The 17,001-nt window shown below is 48.7% G+C and carries 11 protein-coding genes and 1 pseudogene; 8 read left to right on the top strand and 4 right to left on the bottom strand.

All coding sequences use genetic code 11. From position 1 onward, the window contains the following. Window positions 1–129: 129 nt before the first annotated feature. A complete protein-coding gene (gene metE / locus KDK13_RS13535) occupies window positions 130–2,421 on the top strand; it encodes a 5-methyltetrahydropteroyltriglutamate--homocysteine S-methyltransferase (protein ID WP_257285502.1) in 2,292 nt (763 codons plus the stop codon). A 200-nt stretch (window positions 2,422–2,621) separates the two neighbouring features. On the opposite strand, the gene KDK13_RS13530 is transcribed toward metE, so the two are convergent. Next, window positions 2,622–4,268, bottom strand: coding sequence for a hypothetical protein (locus KDK13_RS13530; protein WP_257285501.1), 1,647 nt, complete (start codon window positions 4,266–4,268; stop codon window positions 2,622–2,624). A gap of 470 nt (window positions 4,269–4,738) precedes the next feature. On the opposite strand from KDK13_RS13530, the gene KDK13_RS13525 reads away from it, so the two are divergent. The 5 genes and pseudogenes from KDK13_RS13525 (at window position 4,739) to KDK13_RS13510 (ending at window position 8,686) form a co-directional block, all read left to right on the top strand. Continuing rightward, window positions 4,739–5,197, top strand: coding sequence for an aminotransferase class I/II-fold pyridoxal phosphate-dependent enzyme (locus KDK13_RS13525; RefSeq protein ID WP_257285500.1), 459 nt, complete (start codon window positions 4,739–4,741; stop codon window positions 5,195–5,197). Next, a complete protein-coding gene (locus KDK13_RS13520) occupies window positions 5,136–5,669 on the top strand; it encodes a hypothetical protein (RefSeq protein ID WP_257285499.1) in 534 nt (177 codons plus the stop codon). The genes KDK13_RS13525 and KDK13_RS13520 overlap by 62 nt, the downstream gene beginning before the upstream one ends. Window positions 5,670–5,694: 25 nt before the next feature. Continuing rightward, entirely contained in the window at window positions 5,695–6,516 is an 822-nt protein-coding gene (locus tag KDK13_RS13515; protein WP_257285498.1) for a M48 family metallopeptidase, read from the top strand. Window positions 6,517–6,706: 190 nt separating this feature from the next. Beyond that, a pseudogene (locus KDK13_RS19235) lies at window positions 6,707–6,925 on the top strand (RING finger domain-containing protein); the annotation flags it as partial. 57 nt (window positions 6,926–6,982) lie between these two features. Next, entirely contained in the window at window positions 6,983–8,686 is a 1,704-nt protein-coding gene (locus KDK13_RS13510; RefSeq protein WP_373692241.1) for an ankyrin repeat domain-containing protein, read from the top strand. Window positions 8,687–8,708: 22 nt separating this feature from the next. On the opposite strand, the gene KDK13_RS13505 is transcribed toward KDK13_RS13510, so the two are convergent. After that, window positions 8,709–9,533, bottom strand: coding sequence for a sulfurtransferase (locus KDK13_RS13505; protein ID WP_257285497.1), 825 nt, complete (start codon window positions 9,531–9,533; stop codon window positions 8,709–8,711). A gap of 240 nt (window positions 9,534–9,773) precedes the next feature. Continuing rightward, on the bottom strand, window positions 9,774–10,361 hold the full coding sequence (locus KDK13_RS13500; RefSeq protein WP_257285496.1) for a carboxymuconolactone decarboxylase family protein: 588 nt from the start codon (window positions 10,359–10,361) through the stop codon (window positions 9,774–9,776). 230 nt (window positions 10,362–10,591) lie between these two features. Between KDK13_RS13500 and KDK13_RS13495 the strand changes: the two genes are divergently transcribed. Further along, a complete protein-coding gene (locus KDK13_RS13495) occupies window positions 10,592–12,073 on the top strand; it encodes a sodium:alanine symporter family protein (protein WP_257285495.1) in 1,482 nt (493 codons plus the stop codon). Between the two features lie 379 nt (window positions 12,074–12,452). Beyond that, a complete protein-coding gene (locus KDK13_RS13490; protein ID WP_257285494.1) occupies window positions 12,453–13,919 on the top strand; it encodes a sodium:alanine symporter family protein in 1,467 nt (488 codons plus the stop codon). 70 nt (window positions 13,920–13,989) lie between these two features. Here the strand turns inward: KDK13_RS13490 and KDK13_RS13485 are convergent. Next, window positions 13,990–17,001: hypothetical protein (locus tag KDK13_RS13485; RefSeq protein ID WP_257285493.1), on the bottom strand; the 3,012-nt coding region annotated here is incomplete at its 5' end.

Raw genomic sequence — 17,001 nt, 5'->3', positions numbered from 1 at the left:
GACCAATTTGCTGCCACCGCAGTAGGGCAGTCTATTCTCGGACAGGCTCCTAGCTCTCTGACAGAATCGTGACTACTCTTTGATCAATTCTGAAAACAATAAGTCTGACGATCTGCCCGGAGTTATTCCATGATCACTACCCATAACCTTGGATTTCCACGAATAGGTGCCAATCGTGAGCTGAAGAAGGCTCAGGAAAGTTACTGGCGTGGAGACCTGTCCAGGGCGGAGCTTTTAGTAGAAGGTCGTCGTCTGCGTAAACGACATTGGGAGCTGCAGACAGAATCAGGGCTTCACCTGGTTCCGACGGGGGATTTTGCCTGGTATGATCAGGTGCTGAACCATTCCCTGATGCTGGGTGCGGTGCCGGGGCGATTTTCGGAAGCGGATCCTGGTGATATTGATACGCTATTTCGTATGGCCCGCGGTCAAGCACCCACAGGAGAACCTGCTGCTGCCTGTGAAATGACTAAATGGTTTGATACTAATTACCATTATATAGTGCCTGAGTTGCACAAGGACCAGAAGTTCCAACTGTCTAACACTGCTATTCTGGATGAAACCGCTGAGGCTATTGAACAGGGGATCAGGGCAAAACCGGTACTGATTGGCCCACTGTCCTGGCTGTGGCTTGGTAAAGTCAAGGGTGAGTCCTTTGACCGGCTTGAACTGCTTGACAGTGTTGTCGAGGTTTATGGCAGGGTTCTGGCCGAATTGGCAGCAATGAATGTGGAGTGGATACAGATTGATGAACCCATTCTGGCCCTCGATCTTCCCCGGGAATGGCATCAGGCGTTTGAATCGGTATATAACCGACTGCAGGGAAGCAATGTCAAGATTCTATTGGCCAGCTACTTTGGCGGTCTGAATGGTACCACGACCACGGTCGTCAATCTGCCGGTGGATGGTCTTCATATTGACCTGGTACGAGACCCCGATCAATTACCGGCGCTGCTTGACCGCTTACCCGCCTACAAAGTTTTATCAGCGGGTGTTGTTAATGGTCGAAATATATGGCGTTCAGACCTTAAGCAGATAGTGCAGCAACTGAAGGAAGCAGAGGAGCGGCTGGGAGATCGGCTGTGGGTAGCACCAAGTTGCTCATTACTGCATGTTCCGGTTGATCTGGATAATGAAACCGGGCTTGATGATGAGCTGAAATCATGGTTTGCCTTTGCCCGTCAGAAATGTCAGGAAGTATCCGTTATTGGCCGGGTGTTAACCGGAGGGCACCAGGCACAGGATCCGGCTGTATTGAAAATAGTTTCTGAGGCGGAACAGGCGCTGTCTTCCAGGCAACAATCCCGGCGAGTGCATAACACAGCGGTAGAACAACGGGTGAGGGCATTAAAAGATGACAGCGATATTGATCATCGTCACTCCCCTTATGTGGTAAGGGCAAAGTTACAGCACGAAAAACTGAATCAGCCAGAATTTCCCACAACCACCATTGGCTCTTTTCCCCAAACACGGGAGATAAGGCAGAAGCGCTTACAGTTTCGCAAAGGGGAGCTGGATGAACAGTCTTATATCGAAGCGATGCAAGCGGAAATCCGCAATACCATTAAAAGGCAAGAGTCGCTTGGTCTGGATGTTCTTGTCCATGGAGAAGCAGAACGTAATGATATGGTTGAATACTTTGGCCAGCAGCTGGAAGGGTTTGCCTTTACCGCTAATGGCTGGGTGCAGAGCTATGGTAGTCGCTGTGTAAAACCCCCCATTATTATCGGTGACGTCAGCCGCCCTGAGCCAATGACCATTTCATGGAGCCGTTATGCCCAGCAGCAGACCCGTCAGCCGGTGAAAGGCATGTTAACCGGGCCGGTTACCATTCTCTGCTGGTCATTTCCAAGAGATGATGTGAGCAGAGAAACGTCCTGTCTGCAATTAGCGTTGGCATTAAGGGATGAGGTGGTTGATCTGGAGAAGGTGGGGATTGGCATTATTCAGATTGATGAGCCAGCTATTCGGGAAGGCTTGCCTTTGAGAAAAGCAGACTGGCCTGCTTATCTGGAGTGGGCAGTGAAGAGCTTTCGCATTGCTGCCTGCGGTGTAAAAGATGAAACCCAAATCCATACCCATATGTGTTACAGCGAGTTTAATGACATTATTGAATATATTGCGGCAATGGATGCGGATGTCATCACCATAGAAACTTCCCGTTCAGATATGGAACTGCTGGATGCTTTTGAAGCCTTTGAATACCCGAATGAGATTGGCCCTGGCGTTTATGATATTCATTCACCAAACGTGCCCAGTATCCAGTGGATCCAACAGCTGATGACCAAAGCGGCACAGAAAATTCCTAAACAGCGTTTATGGGTAAATCCGGACTGTGGATTAAAAACCAGGGACTGGCCGGAAGTAGAAGATGCTTTGAGAAATATGGTAGCCGCAGCAAAAATATTGAGGGCCGGTTAAGTGGTCGTTTTACTGTTTTCCGGCTTCTGTTGCTGAAACGCTCGGGCTGAGCGTATGTATAAAGAAAGTGTTTCCCTGTCGTGGTTCAGCAGCCTGTACGACAGCGAGAGGTTATGGCTATATGTCATAATGGGTCGCATGTAACTTCCGATCAGAAGCCCCCACTATAATCGGCTCGCCGATTTAGTGGAGGGAGTAGGTCACTCAAATAGAAATAAGCAGGGTATTGGTCGGCTATCTGTAATATCTCTGGCGTTAATGCTGGCAGTGGCGTTTCTGTCATCCCATTCACTGCTAACCGTCTCCGTTACTAATCCATTCAGATAGCCGGGTTGCTCGAAGCAAAAGGTTGTTGCCTCACTTTCTGAAGATGAAACGCCCTCGGTCTCATCCGATACAGACCTACTCTCTTCAGGGCTGTGTTGTTGACAGCCAGGGGGCGTTACCTCATTTTCTGAGGGTAGTCCTCCCCTGGTTTGATGTTGAACAGGGAAGGACGAGGCAAAGGAGAAGTAGTTATCCTGTATTTGTTGATAAGGTGCCCATTGGAAAATGTCCTGTGGAGGAACGGTCTGCATCATAGGTAAGTCATCAGCTGGATACAGTGCTTCCTCAGTGTCAGTTGGTGTTTTGTATACGTCGTTATCAAAAGGAGGAGTGAGATCCGTAAGCCAGATATGCAGTTCTTCCTGTTTGTTCTGCCCTGGTGGGCCTGGCTCAGGGGAGGACGGGTATGGCGAAACAGGAGAATGGTTGTCATTAGTCACCCCCAGCCTGTCCCATGGGTGTTCATCAATAGTTACAGGCTGCTCTCCGTTATGGCATTTAAACTCATAATCCAGAAGTTGTGAGACAGACTCAAACCAGGCTGGCCGATAATGATTGAGTGTAGAATACACATCATCCGGGGCTTGGCGCGTTTCCTGATTAACTGGGGAGATAACCTGCTTATTGCTGCTTATTGATACTTTAAAGGCTTGTGAAGAATCAAAAATATCTGTCTTTTTATTCGATGAATCAGTTTTTACTTCATGATCTGAGATTTTTATAGAAGGGGGTTCTGGTTTTTTTTCTTTAGATGTTAGGTTTACGTTTGGCTGTTTATTTGTTCTTTTTAATTCCTGGTTCAGGGTGATAAAAGATAAAAAGTCCTGAAGTATGATTCGCTCAGTTCTTTTCTGACAGGTTGATCCAGGAATGGCATTACCCAGGTCAATAAGCAGGTCACGAATTTCATGCCGACGATCAGATTCATAATTATTTTTAATTGATCGCTTTTCACTGGCTCCTATATCTGTTTGATTTTCTGCTCTCTTTCTTCTTTGGATATTAGGGAGTGTATGGTTTTGATTGGTGATTTGATTTAAAACTTTAATGCAAGTCATTAATAAACTTTTTCTAGAAAGTTTGTTTTTTATTGGTGTTATATTTCTGATGGTATGCTCAATGTTTGAATATAATTCTGCCAGTATCTGCCTTCTTTGCTGCTCATTGATGTTGCGATTGCGTCTATCAGGTTTTTTTTTGTTTTTTATTTGATCTGTTGATAAACGGTTTTTCTTATTCCTGTATTGAGTGAGGCAGTTATTGGGTGACTGTTTGTCGTCCAGTTCATCTCTATCCTGTTGGGGTAGCTCCAATGGTTGAGATATGGTTATTTGGGTGGATTTTACTGTCTGCCTAGCAGGGGGAATGACTTCATTATCCGCATTATATGTTGGTTGTGTAAAGTGTGCTTTTTCCCGTTTTTTTCCTGAAGCCTCATTCCGGGGCTTCAGGGATACCGGTCGCTGAGAATCCTCTGCTTTATCGTAGCTGGTGGCAGTATGGATGGTTGAGAGTTGCATTTCCTGAAATGCCTTCCCGGCCGATTGCTGAGCGTAGGCCCTCAAAAAAGGGTTGTCACCATAGGCGGCTGGTATATGCCTGGTTGGGGTAATGCTGGTGACTGAAGACGTTGATGGTTTCGCTTCCTGACATGGTAGTGAAAACAGTTCAGACACCGGAGAGGGTAGTTGAAAGGTTGTAGAGTAAATGCCATCCATTAAATAACCCTTAATTACTTTTTATTGCCTGTTTTAAATAGGAAAATCGAGCGTGGTCAAATCAGCCAGTATTTGGTGTATTCGTGTTCTGGGGATATCTTTGCATATATTAAAAAAGTTAGCCTTGTGTCTTTGAATCAGGAATAAAAGTAGTCTGAAATTATATAAAAGTGTAATTTTTAATTATTCTTTTTATGCCCTTTATCAACCCTTTGTCACCCCTTTATCAACAGAGTGAGTGACGCGCCAGCCTGCGCAGGGATGCCAGAACCATGATTCACGAAAACCAGCTTAACCCCAGAGTACAGGCTCTTGAACCATCTGCAACGCTGAAAATCAATGAGCATAGCCAGCGGCTGATCAAAGAAGGGCGGGATATTATCCGCCTTGGGCTTGGTCAGTCTCCTTTTCCAGTCCCGGATAGTGTTGTCAACAGCCTGCAGAACCACGCCAGTGAAAAAGACTATTTACCCGTTCGAGGGCTCCAGGCGTTGCGTCAGTCTGTGGCGGATTATTACCAGCGCAGGGATGGCCTTGAGATTGATGCCGATTCAGTGCTGATAGGCCCAGGCGCCAAAGAGTTATTGTTTAATATCCAGATGGCCTGTCAGGCCGAGCTGATAATACCTGCCCCCAGCTGGGTGTCTTACGCTCCTCAGGCACTGATGCTTGGGTGCAACGTCCGCTACCTGCCAACAGCGATGGAGAATCAGTGGCAAATTTCTCCGTAGCAGCTGGAACAGTTACCACCGCCCGGGGATGATGCACGATTGCTTTTACTCAATTACCCGTCAAAGTCGGCAGGTTCTGGCATTGATCGCCCGCTTTATGGTGGACTCCCTGAGAGGCATGGGCTTACAAATGGCTGACCCGGTGGGCGGTTTTTATCTGTTTGTCAGCTTTGAGGGATTCGGAGAGCAATTGATGGCCCGTGGCATCCAAACCTCGGGTGATTTGTGCAATAACTTGCTATCAGATACCGGTATAGCCATGCTTTCCGGTAGTGATTTTGGTTTAATGGCAGACCAGCTCTTTGTCAGGATGGCATTTGTCGACTTTGATGGGGGCAAGGCGCTTGGTGCGGTAGCAGAAGGGCAATATCAGCCAGACGTTTTTGTACGGCAATATTGCCCCAGGCTATATGAAGCATGCCTGCGCATAAAGCAGTGGCTGGTGCTGCCGGGCAAAGACAATAAAGAATGATCTATTGAAGAAACAGGTTATAGGGATGAAGTGGTTAAAAGCTCTGGGCATTAGCCTGTGTATTTTTCTGGCAGGGTGTCAGACGGTATCAACAACCAACTCAGGGACTATTGGTGTCCAGCGTGAGCAGAAGATGTTCTCTCTGCTCTCGGAAAGCCAGGTGAATGCCATGTCTGCCGAGGCTTATCAGGAAGCGCTGAAAAAAGCCCGGGAAAAAGAAGTGTTGAATCAGAAGCCAGCGGACATTAAACGTCTGCGCAGGATTGCTGACCGTCTGGTGTCCCATGTGGGTGTGTTCCGGCAGGATGCCCGAAGCTGGAACTGGGAAGTTAATCTTATGACCGATAAACAGCTCAATGCCTACTGCATGCCTGGGGGCAAGATTATGTTTTATACCGGCATTATCGACACCCTTAAGCTGACTGATGATGAAATCGCCGCCATTATGGGCCACGAAATGGCCCATGCGCTCAGGGAGCATGGCCGGGAGGCCATGTCTCAGGCGTATGCCGTGCAATTGGGGCAGGATACCCTGGGGATTCTTCTGGGTATCACTCCTGAGGTCATGAGTGTTGGCAGTACCTTGGTGAATTACGCACTTACCTTGCCAAATAGTCGTACCAATGAGGCCGAGGCTGACCTTATCGGTCTGGAGCTGATGGCCAGGGCTGGATACAACCCAAGGGCTGCCGTCACCTTGTGGAAAAAGATGTCGGCGCAAAGTGAGGGCAGTGTGCCGGAATTTATGAGCACGCACCCATCCCACAATACCCGTATTAACGGGTTGAATGCCAATATTGCGAAAGTGGATCATCTCTACCGGCAGGCGATCAGCAAAACCAATTAACCGTCACAACAGAGGTAAAGATTTTTCTTTTTTCCGTGCCTCTGTGTCGGGGTTTTTTGGTATTTATTTCGGGCAAGCCAGCCTTCTTTCCGCTTTTTTTACAGAGGAACTGAACTATTAGCTAATGGGTCAGTCATATTTTCCAATATGAGCAATTCAACATGCATCTGTAACAAAGTGATATTCAGTTATGAACCTCTTCCCATTCAGTATCCGTCATCATAACCCGACACCACCTGCAGCCCCGCCGCGCTCTGAATCAGAAAATGCAGGAGCTGAACTTTGCGCTATCTGCATAGATGAATCGGATAACAGTCGCATTGCTGCAATGTATCCCTGTACCCATATCTATCACAAGAAGTGCATCGACAGGTGGCTTAAAGAGCCAAAGCATATCCGAATAGGTTGCCCAATCTGCAAACGGAAAATTACCAGTTATTTATACCCTGACAAGGAGCCACTCCACGTGGCAGCAGGCAGAGGCCAGTCTGATATTGTTAATGATCTGCTTGAACACGGTGCAAAAGCTACTGCCAGCACCAAAAAAGACGGGATAACTGCACTCCACTGCGCGGCAGGCAAAGGCGATGAGGCGACGATTAAATGTCTTCTCAAACACGGTGCCAATGCCAATGCCCTGACAACAGCTATGCAACCTGAGACTCCCCTCCAGGTGGCGATGTCAAATGGTCATGAAGCGGCCATGTTAGCCCTTATTGACAGTGGCGCTGATATTAATCGCCTAACCCCGGATAACCGGCTCCCACTTCACTTTGCCGCTGAAAGGGGTTTCCTCAGAACCATTGGGATTTTGCTTGACAAAGGCGCTGATATTCATATCGGTATCAGGCCCCGCTTCGATTTAATTGCTGGCAACAAGACCCCCCTCCATTTTGCAGTGGCGCACGGGCAACACGATGCTATCCGGTTACTGCTTGACCGGGGCGCCAATATCAATGCCCAATCCACATGGTTACGAAAAGTGTTCCGGCTTGAAATGGCAGTGAACCGTTTTGCAACAACAGCAACAACAGCAACAACAAAGAGTAAGGGAGCCGACAAACCGACGGTCAGGTACGGTGGTGTCAAGGAAGGCTGCAGTAAAGAGTACGGAAAAACACCGCTTCATATTGCTATTGAGAGTGGTCAGGCACAGACCGTTGATCTCCTGCTGAGCGCCGGTGCAGCCCCCAATGTGCTTATTGGCAGGGGCGAGACGCTATGGACCTGGATAAACAGGGCGAACAGACTGTCCGCACCCATAATCCGGTCGCTGGCACTGGCCATGTGCCGCTCAAAGGCACCCTGTGACGATATGCGTACCGGGTTACTCGGTGCGCTAATTAAAATCAATGACTGGAACCTGTTCGACCAATTGCTGGCTAAAACCCCGGCAGCTGACATTAAAAAACTTCATTATCCCGGTGCCCGTAAGTCAGCTTTTTACCAGGTGGTTGAAGAGGGACAAAAAGATAAAATCCAGGCCATGATAACCCGGGGGGCCGACGTCAATGGCCGTGACCATTCTGGATGCACCCCCTTGCACCTTGCAGTCTACAGCCGCCATGCGCAAGACGCCGTTGGGGTACTGGTTGCCTGTAAGGCTGACGTATATGCCAGAAACAACCAGGGGCAGACACCTCTGCACCTTGCGGCTGAATCTGGCCAGCCAGAGGTTATTGGTCAACTGATTGACCATGGTGCTTTCGTCAATGCTACCACCGCCAGAATAGTGGGTGTTACACCGGATGTGGTGGAGTATAACCGAGACACACCACTAGGGTTGGCGAAGTTCATCATGGAATGTCGCCAGTATAGCCTGCCATTGTCTGACAGTCCGGTTAGATCAAATACAGTTAAGACAGATGCCAGCGGCATGATGACCCCTCTCCATTACGCGGCCCTTGAAGGTCAGCTGAATGCAGTCCGGCACCTGCTTGACAGAGGTGCTTCCATCAACGCCAGAACCCAGAACGGACAAACAGCCCTGGGACTTGCAGAATCTGCCCTGATGAAAGCGACAGGGGGCGATGCGTCAGGCCTCCTCGGTAAGGCCCTGTCCCAGGGATCACCCTTGATCGGCGCAGAAGCGAAAGTCAAACCCTACCAGGACATCATCAATCTTCTGAAAGCCCGTTCGTCCGTTGACCCGGTATCTGAGAGTTCCTGATTTTGTTATTCAACCATTTTGTTTATTCAATCGGGGTGTAGGATAACGCAGACCAATGGTAAAACGAGGGCGAATAATTCCGGACATTGGTATAGCCAGCCGCCTTCAGCACCATCACGGTGAATGCGGACCGGATGCCGGCTGAACAGTAAACGACAATCGGGCTGGTTTTTTGAATATCCATGCCGGTTAATATTTTACTGATGTCGTCAAATGACTTTAAGGTGCCATTGACTGTAAGCAGCTGCTGGAATGGCAAGTTCACCGCCCCGGGAAGATGCCCTTTCCGCCGTTCGCCATGACCCGTTTCGCCACGGAACTCTTCCGGTGATCGTGAATCGATGACACGATACTGGGAGTAGTCCCTGTACAGGGCTTTGGTATGGATGGTGGAAGAAGTATCCAGGCTGGTTATTTCATAATCACTTTTGGTGTTGAAGAAGGTTGGGATGATGGTGGTTTTCAGCCCTTTTTCTCTCCAGTGGGAATACCCTCCATTCAGGATGCGGGCATTCTTTAATCCTGCCACGTGCAAACTCCAGGCAATGCGGCCATCTTCTCCCCAGCCCTGGTGAGCATCGCCATAAACGACAATATTATCTGTTGAGTCCAGACCAAGCTGCTGTATCTGGTGTTCCAGTTCATTATTGTTAAGTACAGTAGCCCAGGTCTCACTACCGGCCTTGCCATTCATATCAGAGAAGGATTGCCATTGCACTGAACGGGCTCCCGGGATATGTCCCATGAGATACTCTGAGTAGGGTCGGGCATCAATCAGAAGGTAATTGTTGAAATTGCTGGCAACCACCTCTGCACTGATAAAATAGTCTTCCGGGACTGCATGCATGAGTCTGAAGGGCTGAAACAGTAGCAAGATGAATAAAATGAATCTTTTGACGCATTGATTGGAAAATAATCGTTTCTTATTCATTCGGAACCGTCCGCAATTCACAAAAATAGACAGACTTCGGGAACAAAGATTAGTACAGCGATGGCAAAGTCAACAGTGCCCTGACGGCTGCCACCGGCCAGCATTCCTTCAGCGTAAGAATAAATCAGCGAGGCAGGATGCCAGCGGAGATGAACTTTATTTTCTGCCAGGAACATCAGAATTTTCACAAGAAGCTTGTTTATCCGGGATTTTGCAGAAACCTTCTGCCGGAACATCCAGGGCTGCATTGAATTTGCTGGACATGTTCTGAAAAGCGATCAGGCCAGTCAGTTCAATAACAGAGTCATCATTGAAATGCTCTTTCAGCTGTTTCATCAGCCCGGGGGTTACCTGTCGGTCACTGTAGGTAACCGCTTCTGTATATTCCAGGGCAATACGCTCCTGCTCATTGAACAGGTCAGAGTGTTGCCAGCTATCCAGTGCCTCTACTTTATTCATGCTGCCAGCACGTTTCGCCAGGGTCATGCTATTGATGTCGACACAGAAAGCGCACCAGTTAACCTGGGACACTCTGACGGTGACCAGCGAACGCAGTTCTGGAGACAGGGGAGATTTTTTTCGATCCAGAACGCCATAGAGTGCGGCGACAGCGGCAAATAACCGGGGAACTCTTGCCCATAGCAAGCCGGGCTTGAGGACTTTTCCGTAGCGGTGCTTCTGGCTCCAGAAAAAAGGCTTTAGCCACCAGGGATAAGAGCGAAGGGGTTTATCCGAAACGTACATGGCTGATTCCCGGTTTGCAGTTCCATAAGTAGGTTGATCGATGTTGGCAGGAAAGACGGTTATCTACAAGGTAGCTGGCCAGAGTTCAGTGCGGCAGTCCGTAGCCATTGATAAACAACGGCATTTTTTATTTTTTGTCTTTTTGGGCAGTTTTTACTCTGGGAAATCCAGCTTTTTATTAAAAAATCCTCTGCTATTCTTGAGAGGTGAAAAAAATCATTGGGGCTCAAATGAGTACGATCTTTTCAGAAATCACCACCGTTATCTGGGAGTACTTACTGATCTATTTGCTGCTGAGTGCCGGTGTTTATTTTACTCTCAGAAGCCGCTTTGTTCAGTTGCGTTACTTTTTTCACGCATGGAAGCTGATGCTGGGGTCTCGAAAGACATCCGGTAATGAAATATCGTCTTTCCAGGCCCTCTGTACCAGCCTGGCAGCACATGTAGGCACCGGTAATCTGGCAGGGGTTGCCATTGCGATCTTTATCGGTGGTCCCGGTGCTGTATTCTGGATGTGGGTCGTTGCCCTGTTGGGCATGGCATCCAGTTTTGTTGAAAACACCCTCGCTCAGCTCTATAAAACAAACAATAAAGATGGCACCTTTCGTGGCGGCCCTGCCTACTACATTGAGAAAGCGCTTGGCCTGCGCTGGCTGGGCATTCTTTTTTCAGTTCTGTTGTTGATTACCTTTGGGTTTGTTTTTAATGCGGTTCACGCCAACTCGGTATCCCAGGCTTTCTCCGGCCATATGGCGGTAAGCCCGGTATTGGTCGGTCTGGCCATTTCCGGGGTGACTGCCTTTATTATTTTCAGGGGGATTCACTCGATTGTCCGTTTTGCAGAGTCAGTGGTTCCTGCTATGGCCCTGGCTTATCTGCTCATTGCTTTTGGTGTTGTGGCTTTGCGTTTTAATGAAATGCCCGCCGTTATTACGCTGATCTTTGAAAGTGCATTTGGTCTTCATTCCGCCACAGGCGGAGCCATAGGTTATTCGGTGTCGCAGGCCATGATGCAGGGAATCAAGCGCGGCCTCTTTTCCAATGAAGCCGGTATGGGCAGCGGTCCCAATGCGGCAGCGACAGCCACACCCAAACCAAATCATCCGGCGACCCAGGGCATTGTATCCATGGTCAGTGTCTTTATCGATACGATTGTGATCTGTACAGCGACTGCAGCCATTGTTCTGTTATCCGGACAGCTGGAAGCTGGCGGTACCCTGAATGGTATCCAGCTGACTCAGGCTGCACTCGCTGATATTGTTGGAGGCTGGGGACAGTGGTTCGTTTCCATTGCCGTCATCTTTTTTGGGTTTACATCGGTTATTGCCAATTATTACTACGGTGAGTCAAACCTTCTGTTTATTCGTAATAGTCCTCGTTTATTACTGGCCTATCGTACCATTGTTGTATTTCTGGTCTTTCTTGGTTCCATCGCATCCCTTGAGATGGTATGGATGGTTGCAGACCTTGCCATGGGGCTGATGGCACTGATTAATCTTGTGATCATCCTGTTGCTCAGTGGCCCGGTTATGCAGGTATTGAAGGATTATGATTTACAGTCAGGATCAGGCCTTTCTCCAGAGTTTGACCGCAGTCGTTTTCCTTTTCTGGATCGAACTATTGATAAGGATGTCTGGGTTAATAAACCGGAGTCTGCAGAATCACTCGATAGTATTGGTAATGCTGACTTTCAGGAAACCAAATCCTGTTAGCGAAAATCCGTTATTTTTTGTTTTTTGCTGAAGAAATGATCTCTATGGGGTTTTATTTCGAAAAGCTGGTTTTTTTAGTTTTTTTTAAGGTATGTTTCATTTTGTCATAAAGTTATTCTAAGGTTTTGCTCAGGCTTTCAATTGCATTGACTGATATTTGTACGTATTGCATGCTCGGTTTATGCGTATTTTCTTGTCTTGTTGTCTAGTTTGGGTTAGGCGCTTGAGGTCTTGTTTTTAAAGGGTTTTAGCGTATTTTTCAGGGATTTCTATTGTTTGCCGGATAGGTGTTTATGCTTAGCACCTAAGGTTTATTCCCTAATATTATAAATTTTAATTTGAAATAAAAATCTGGAATACACAATGCGCCGGAAATTTTATGAATAATTTAATAGACTCCATCAATGGTCTGCTATGGGGCAGCATTCTCATGTACCTGCTGTTGGGTGCAGGTCTGCTTTTCACTGTAAAAACCCGTTTTGTTCAGATTCGCCGGTTTACCCTGGCGATGAAAACCATGCTGGGTAGTCGTGCGACTGATTGTTCTACTCATGTATCTCCGTTTCAGGCATTTTGTACCAGTCTTGCCGCACGAATCGGTACCGGCAATATAGCGGGTGTTGCGGTTGCCATTACCATGGGGGGCCCTGGTGCTGTTTTCTGGATGTGGCTGATCGCGGTTCTGGGTATGTCGACCAGTCTTGCAGAGAATATTCTTGCCCAGCTCTACAAGACTAATAACGGTGACGGTACCTATCGTGGTGGTCCGGCTTACTACATTGAGAAAGCCCTGGGGCAGCGCTGGTTAGGAATTATCTTCTCCATTTCCCTGATTATTGCCTTTGGCTTCGCCTTTAACAGTGTGCAGTCTAACTCCATTGCTGCTGCATTCACTGGTTATGGGATTCCAACGGAAGCCGTGGGTATTGGTCTGGCATTGGTGAGTGCCCTGATCATCTTTGGCGGTATTCGTTCCATTGCCAAGGTGGCAGAGATGATCGTACCGATCATGGCCTTTGGCTATCTGGGTGTGGCTCTGGTCGTGGTATTTATGAATATCACAGAGCTGCCAGCGGTCTTCAGCCTGATCATCAAGAGTGCTTTTGGGCTTGAGAGTGCTGTCGGTGGTGGCGCTGGTTACGCAGTATCCCAGGCGATGCAACAAGGTATCAAGCGTGGCCTGTTCTCCAATGAGGCTGGTATGGGTAGTGCCCCCAACGCAGCAGCAACCGCACACTCCAACCATCCTGCCAACCAGGGCCTGATGGGGATGCTGGGTGTATTTATGGACACTATCATTGTCTGTACTGCGACGGCTTCCATCATCCTGATGTCCGGTGCAATGGACGGTTCCAGTGTTACCGGTATCGAGTTGACGCAGCTGGCTCTGGAAAGCCAGGTGGGGCCGATCGGTAAGCACCTGGTAGCTGCGGCAATTCTGCTGTTTGCTTTCAGTTCGATCATTGCCAACTACTACTACGGTGAATCAAACCTGCGCTTTATCATGGACAATAACGGGTTGGTAAATGTCTACCGTATTGCTGTTCTGGGTATGGTGATCTGGGGGGCAACCAGCAACCTGCCAACCGTGTGGGCATTTGCCGACGCTTCCATGGGGATAATGGCGCTGATTAACCTGACCGCTATTCTGATGCTTTCTGGTATTGTCGTTCAGGTTCTGAAGGATTTTGACGATCAGGTGGCATCTGGTGTTACGCCGGTATTCAATCGTCGCAAGTTCCCATTCCTTGATAAAACCATGGACGCCGATGTATGGACCGAACACAGCTCTGGCCCAAGTTCTGAGAAGGAAAAAGTCAAGCGCACTACAATAGCAGACGTTTAATGCTGACTCAGCTGGAATCAGTGAAGGCCACTATATAAGTGGCCTTTTTTAATGGCTCCTGGATTTAGGCTCAAATCTTCAGCGCAACAGGGAGTGAGTCTGCCTGATCTTTTTCTGGATGCATCAGTGTGAGCAGGGTTTTGACAAAGTCCTTCCGCCTGATCTCATACTCATTAACGTGATGATTGGTCGATAGCCAGCCGTTAACTCTGTTCTCAAAATCATTACGGCGTACATGGCCAGTCAGCTTCATTTGAAGATTCTCAGTCAGTGCATGAAGTTTTTCTTTAAGCGGGTTCGGCTGGCCGCCGGGTTTTTCGGTTTTTTCCTGAGAGTGCAGGGCAATAAACTGTCTGGCTTTATTCAGGGTAAGCAGGGAGCGCATAAGCAAGCCATAAATGCGCTCTGCGGTGTTTTTGGGGTTGTTAAAAAGAATGGTTCTGGGTAAGTCAAATACCACCCCCTGTTGTAATTGCTCTGTCAGCGGGTCAAGCTGATCAGCGAGGTGCTTCAGCGTATCGTTCATTAATTGGGTTTCTTCAGCAAAGGATAAACACCATACCGGCCTCACAACACCGGGAACGTGAATGGCCAGGCGTGATGCAGTTTTGTGGGATACCCTGGCGTCAACGCTGACCTGCAGTCCCATGGCTTTCATACCCAGATCACCGTCTTTAAGGTGAATGTTGTAGGTGTTTGGCAGTTTAATTGCCTGGCATCCGGGGATTTGCCAGATGATGATGCTTTTGGGTATTTCTGAATCACTGAAGGGGTTAAGTGCTTGCAGCTTGTCAAAGAGTGTCCTGGCAGACTCGGCCGTTGTGCAGATAACGTCAATATCCTTGAATGATAAGCAGCGGTTCTGTAAAAAACGCGCGTATGAACCGGTAATCAGGATAGTGGGATTGGTGAAAGAAGCATTGGCTTCCTGAATAATCTCCAGCGTTTTCAGCATCAGTGCACTTAACCTGGGAAACTGCTTTTCCGGGAAACCCGGTCCGCCGGTTTTTACCAATTGCTTCAGGGTTTTATCCACACTGACGGGGGATTCTCTGCCAGTGACGACAGATGCCTTCTGTTGACTGGCAAAGGCTGTGTATTGGTGATGACTATCGCTGTTACGCCCCGGGGCAACGACATTGTTTCGTTTAAACAGTAATTCATCAATTATATTGGCTTCGGCGATATTGGCTTCGGCGCAGTATTGCTCCAGCCAGAGGCCCAAAGAATGGCGCAGCTTGCTTCCTTCCGGAAAATTCCGGAGGTAGCCCAATACTTGATTCTTATGTATTTCTCGCCCATCAACAGGCCGCCTCTTGATATAGCAATATGCCAGGAAGAAGAAATGCAGGCGTGAATTCTGGAATGATTTCCTCAGGGTTTTGATCGATTGCAACACCTGTTCTGCTGATACTCTCTGATGATCAATTGGCAGCTCATACTGCATGGCCATGAATTTCAATACACATTGCAGTCGATGTTGCTCATCGTCTTTGGCCGATGCGATGTTCAGGATTTGCCAGGCCGTTTGAAGAATATCCTGGGCTTCGCTGGTTTCATCGTACCGCTGGGATTGTTTCAGCCTTTGAATAAGATACCTGGCTTGCCTTGAAGAATGGTCCCCGGGTGCTTCATTAAATGCTGCCAATACTTTCTGGTTATCCAGATGGTTGCCATTCAATTCTCTTGCACTCAATGCCAGCTGAGAATAAAAAATAGCTTTTTCCAGTAACCAGCCTCCACGTTCATAATCCTTGACCACCTCATCCGGTGTGACCTGCTGGCTATTCAACGTCAGGCCTTTCTGACAGCATTTCGCCTTGAAGCGCGCTATTCCCAGCTTGCCTTCTGGACTATTCGGGAAGTCCCTGACCACTTCTGCCGGGGGAACCCGGTGGCCATTCAACGTCAGGCCCCTCAGGCAACATTGTTCCTTAAAGCGCGCCCTCCCCAATTTACCTTCCGGACTGTCCGGAAAATCCTTAACCACCCCATGCGGTGTGACTTGCTGGCCATTCAGCGTCAGGCCCTTCAGGCAACATTCCGCCTTGAAGTGTGCGATTCCCAGTTTGCCTTCTGAACTCTCCGGGAAATCCTTAACCACCGCATCCGGGGTGACCGGCTGGCCAGCCAATGGCTGGCCCTTCAGGCAACATTCCGCCTTGAAGCGTGCGATTCCCAGTTTGCCTTCTGAACTCTCCGGGAAATCCGTAATCACTGCATCCGGTGTGACCAGCTGGCCATTCAGCGGTAAACCTCTCAGACAACATTCTTCTTTGAAGCGGGCCAGCTCCAGTGTTGCATTAACGGCCTGATAATCCTTGACCACTGTCTCCGTTGTAACCAGCAGGCCACTCAGCGGCAGGCCTCTCAGGCAACATTCCTCCTTGAAGCGTGCTACTCCCAGTTTGCCTTCTGAACTGTCCGTGAAAGCCTTTACCACCGCATCCGGTGTGACCCAATGGCCATTCAGCAACAGGCCCTTCAGGCAGCATTCCGCTTTGAAACGTGTTATCCCCAGTCTGGCTTCGGGACTATCCGGAAAAGCCTTGACGACCGCATCCGGTGTCACCGGCTGACCATTTAACAGCAGGCCTCTCAGGCAACATTGTTCCTTGAAACGCGCTATTCCCAATTTGCCCTCCGGGCTATTCACAAAACCCTCAACCACCTCGTCCGGTGTGACCGGCTGGCCATTCAATAACAGGCCTTTCAGGCAACATTGTTCCTTGAAAAGCACTATTCCCAATTTGCCTTTCGGGCTATTCGTAAAACCCCCAACCACCTCGTCCGGTGTGACCCTCCGTCCATTCAATGGCAGGCCTTTCAGGCAACATTTTTCTTTGAAGGTTGCCAGCTCCAGTGTTGCCCTGGCGGCCTGAAAACCCTTAACCACCACATCCGGTGTGACCAGCTGGCCATACAGCGGCAGGCTCCTCAGGCAACATACTTCCTTGAAGCGCAGTATCCCCAGTTTACCTCCCGGAGTATCCGGGAAATCCTCAACCACCGCGTCCGGTGTGACCAGATGGCCATTCAGCACCAGGCCCCTCAGGCAACAGTGTTCCTTAAAGCGGGCTAT

Source organism: Endozoicomonas sp. SESOKO1, from assembly GCF_024606265.1.
In the GTDB taxonomy this organism is placed as follows: Bacteria; Pseudomonadota; Gammaproteobacteria; order Pseudomonadales; family Endozoicomonadaceae; genus Endozoicomonas.
This window is presented reverse-complemented; position numbering and strand designations above follow the sequence as displayed.

Bases quoted from the DNA above. Each gene is read 5' to 3' on its own strand.
- metE (WP_257285502.1), top strand. From the start codon at position 130: ATGATCACTACCCATAACCTTGGATTTCCACGAATAGGTGCCAATCGT.
- KDK13_RS13530 (WP_257285501.1), bottom strand. From the start codon at position 4,268: ATGCAACTCTCAACCATCCATACTGCCACCAGCTACGATAAAGCAGAG.
- KDK13_RS13525 (WP_257285500.1), top strand. From the start codon at position 4,739: ATGATTCACGAAAACCAGCTTAACCCCAGAGTACAGGCTCTTGAACCA.
- KDK13_RS13515 (WP_257285498.1), top strand. From the start codon at position 5,695: ATGAAGTGGTTAAAAGCTCTGGGCATTAGCCTGTGTATTTTTCTGGCA.
- KDK13_RS13505 (WP_257285497.1), bottom strand. From the start codon at position 9,533: ATGCATGCAGTCCCGGAAGACTATTTTATCAGTGCAGAGGTGGTTGCC.
- KDK13_RS13500 (WP_257285496.1), bottom strand. From the start codon at position 10,361: ATGTACGTTTCGGATAAACCCCTTCGCTCTTATCCCTGGTGGCTAAAG.
- KDK13_RS13495 (WP_257285495.1), top strand. From the start codon at position 10,592: ATGAGTACGATCTTTTCAGAAATCACCACCGTTATCTGGGAGTACTTA.
- KDK13_RS13490 (WP_257285494.1), top strand. From the start codon at position 12,453: ATGAATAATTTAATAGACTCCATCAATGGTCTGCTATGGGGCAGCATT.